We start from the raw sequence: 3,128 nt of genomic DNA on the forward strand, positions 1-3,128 counted from the left end.
AGCCGTTGCATATCCCCAAGACTGGTAGACCACCGCGCGCAGCCGTCACGACCTCACCCATCACCGGCGCGAACTTGGCGATCGCGCCGCAGCGCAGGTAGTCACCGTAGGAGAACCCGCCGGGGACGACGACCGCGTCCACACCCTTGAGATCGGCGTCGGCATGCCAGAGGCCGACGGATTCGGCGCCGGCCAACCGCACGGCGCGGGCGGCGTCGACGTCGTCGAGCGTGCCGGGAAACGTGACCACTCCCACCCGGGCGGTCACTGGTCCTCCCTGGTGACGGTCCAGTCCTCGATGACGGTGTTGGCCAGAAGCGACTCGGCGATCTCGGCGAGCGTCTCATCGCTGACGCCGTCGTCGACGTCGAGCTCGAAACGCTTGCCCTGCCGGACATCAGAGATCCCGGCCACGCCGAGGCGGCCCAGCGCTCCGACGATCGCCTGCCCCTGCGGGTCGAGGATCACCGTCTTGGGCATCACGTGCACTACGACGCGGGCCACGCGCGGCTCCTGTCCTTGGAAAGATTGCTCGGCGCTCACTCTACCGGCGGCCTGGCGCGCCACAATGGAGGCATGCAACTGACGCACTTCGGCCACTCCTGCCTCCTCGCAAGCTTCCGAGACGGTTCAGGCACCGAGACCACCGTGCTCTTCGATCCGGGCAACTTCTCGCACGGCTTCGAGGGCGTCACGGGGTTGTCGGCGATCCTGATCACGCACCAACACCCCGACCACGCCGACGTGGAGCGACTACCCGCCCTGCTCGACGCCAACCCGCAGGCCGCGCTCTACGCCGACCCGATGACGGCAGCCCAGCTCGGTGGAGCGTGGCAGGCGGTCAACGTCGGTGACGCGGTCACGGTGGGCCACCTGAACGTCCGAGGAGTCGGCGGCACCCACGCGGTGATCCACCCCGAGATCCCGGTGATCGACAACATCTCCTATCTCGTCGGCGACGAGGGGCATCCCGCGCGGTTGATGCATCCCGGCGACGCGCTGTTCAACCCGGGCGAGCCCGTGGAGGTGCTCGCCACACCCGCCGCCGCGCCGTGGATGAAGCTCTCGGAGGCCGTGGACTACCTGCGGGCAGTGGCGCCCGACCGCGCCGTGCCCATCCACCAGGCCGTCGTCGCCAAGGAGGCACGCGGCATCTACTACGGGCGGCTCTCGGACATGACCGACACCGACTTCCAGGTGCTGACAGAGGAGAACGGCACCGAGTTCTGAGCGGGGCGCGCGCCTAAGCCGTGTCACGCACCGCGGCGCGGCCCGCCGCGCGGCCGGAGAACACGCAGCCGCCGAGGAAGGTGCCCTCCAGCGAGCGATAGCCGTGCACGCCGCCGCCGCCGAAACCTGCAGCCTCGCCGGCTGCGTAGAGTCCGGCGAGCGCGGTCCCGTCGGCCCTCATGACGCGGGAGTCGAGGTCGGTCTCGATGCCTCCCAACGACTTTCGCGTCAGAATGTGCAGCTTGACCGCGATCAGCGGACCCGCCTTCGGATCGGTGATCCGGTGCGGCGCGACGACACGGGCGACCCGGTCGGCCAGGTAGCCGCGGGCGGCTCTGATCGCGATCACCTGGCTGTCCTTGGTGTAGGAGTTGCGGACTTCGCGGTCGCGGGCCGTCACCTCCGCTTCGACGACGTCGTAGTCAAGCGGTTCGACGGCGGGCACGTCGTTCATCTTGGCCACCAGGTCGCGCAGCGTCGTCGCCGTGACGAAACCGTCGCCACGGTCGACGAATCGCTGCACGGGTGGCGGCGGGCCCGGCCGCACCCGCGACAACACCTTCCGCACGTCGCGCTCGGTCAGGTCGGGGTTCTGTTCCTGACCCGACAGCGCGAACTCCTTCTCGATGATCCGTGCGTTGAGCACGAACCACGTGTAGTCGTGGCCCGTCTTCGCGATGTACTCGAGCGTGCCGAGCGTGTCGAAGCCGGGATACAGGGGCGCGGGCAGTCGCCGTCCGGTGGCGTCGAGCCAGATCGACGACGGTCCCGGCAGGATGCGGATGCCGTGCTTTGGCCAGATGGGGTCGTAGTTGGTGATGCCCTCGGTGTAGTGCCACATCCGGTCACGGTTGATCAGATTGGCGCCCGCGGTCTCGCTGATGCCGAGCATGCGGCCGTCGACGTGTTCGGGCACGCCGCTGAGCAGTTGCTCCGGCACCCGGCCCATCCTGGCCGGCCAGTTCTCGCGGACCAGGTCGTGATTGCCACCGATGCCACCGCTGGCGACGATGACGGCGGGTGCGCGAAATTCGAACTCGCCGATCGTGTTTCGTGACGATGCGACACCGCGTTGCGCTGCCGACGGTTCGAGTACTGCACCACGCACCCCGGTGACCGTGCCGCCTTCCACGATGACCTCGTCGACGCGGTGGCGATGCGCGAACCGCACCTTCGAACCGGCGGCCAGGAGCTGACGGGCGAAGATCTCGACCAGGCCCGGGCCGGTACCCCAGGTGACGTGGAAGCGAGGCACCGAATTGCCATGCCCGCGGGCGTCGTAACCGCCGCGTTCGGCCCAGGCCACCAGCGGGAAGGTTCGCAGCCCGCGCTCGCGCAACCAGCTGCGCTTCTCCCCCGCCGCGAAGTCGACGTAGGCGTGCGCCCACTGGCGCGGCCAGTGATCCTCGGGGCGGTCGAATCCCGCGGTGCCCAACCAGTCCTGCAGCGCCAGTTCGTGACTGTCGCGGATGCCCAACCTGCGCTGTTCGGGACTGTCAACGAAGAACAGGCCGCCGAACGACCAGAATGCCTGTCCGCCCCGGTTGGCGGCGTTCTCCTGGTCGACGATCAGGACCGAGCGGCCCTTGTCCAGCACTTCGCAGGCGGCCACCAGTCCGGCCAGCCCCGCTCCCACCACGATGACGTCAGCATCAGCCATAGGACGCCACGTTAGCGGTCCGGGTCAGGCGGCGTCCGTCAACGCCGACTTGGGCTCCCAGCGGTAGACGGCAGGGGCGCACTGATGCATCAGGGCCAGGTCGATCGCGTCCAGCATCGCCTGACGGGGACCCGGTCGACGCAACTGCCCTGCCGCGACGGCGACGCGGACCGTCCCGGCCCGACGCGCGGTGCGTTCGGCGGAGAGCACCAGCGTCCGGCACCACCACGACTCGGTG

General features: G+C 69.1%; 4 protein-coding genes and 1 pseudogene. 1 reads left to right on the forward strand and 4 read right to left on the reverse strand.

All coding sequences use genetic code 11. The features are described from left to right. Together QOI01_RS28315 and purS are read right to left on the reverse strand one after the other, a co-directional pair. The coding region (locus QOI01_RS28315; RefSeq protein ID WP_526386471.1) for a phosphoribosylformylglycinamidine synthase subunit PurQ at positions 1-268 on the reverse strand (268 nt) is incomplete at its 3' end. After that, positions 265-504: a phosphoribosylformylglycinamidine synthase subunit PurS gene (purS, locus tag QOI01_RS28320; protein WP_526386472.1), complete on the reverse strand. Its 240-nt coding sequence runs from the start codon at positions 502-504 to the stop codon at positions 265-267. The genes QOI01_RS28315 and purS, both read right to left, overlap by 4 nt. 72 nt (positions 505-576) lie before the next feature. Here purS and QOI01_RS28325 point away from each other — a divergent pair, with 72 nt between their 5' ends. After that, a complete protein-coding gene (locus QOI01_RS28325) occupies positions 577-1,230 on the forward strand; it encodes an MBL fold metallo-hydrolase (protein ID WP_526386473.1) in 654 nt (217 codons plus the stop codon). A 13-nt stretch (positions 1,231-1,243) separates the two neighbouring features. Here the strand turns inward: QOI01_RS28325 and QOI01_RS28330 are convergent, their stop codons facing one another. Both QOI01_RS28330 and QOI01_RS28335 read right to left on the reverse strand, forming a co-directional pair. Then, the gene (locus QOI01_RS28330) at positions 1,244-2,890 is read right to left on the reverse strand and encodes an FAD-binding dehydrogenase (protein WP_526386474.1); all 1,647 of its coding nucleotides are present in this window, start codon (positions 2,888-2,890) and stop codon (positions 1,244-1,246) included. A gap of 24 nt (positions 2,891-2,914) precedes the next feature. Further along, positions 2,915-3,128: pseudogene (locus QOI01_RS28335) on the reverse strand (DUF2334 domain-containing protein); the annotation flags it as partial.

It is taken from the genome of Mycobacterium sp. (assembly GCF_032162605.1).
Taxonomy (GTDB): domain Bacteria; phylum Actinomycetota; class Actinomycetes; order Mycobacteriales; family Mycobacteriaceae; genus Mycobacterium.

Excerpts from the sequence above, each read along its gene's own strand:
- QOI01_RS28325 (WP_526386473.1), top strand. The coding sequence starts at position 577 with ATGCAACTGACGCACTTCGGCCACTCCTGCCTCCTCGCAAGCTTCCGA.
- QOI01_RS28330 (WP_526386474.1), bottom strand. The coding sequence starts at position 2,890 with ATGGCTGATGCTGACGTCATCGTGGTGGGAGCGGGGCTGGCCGGACTG.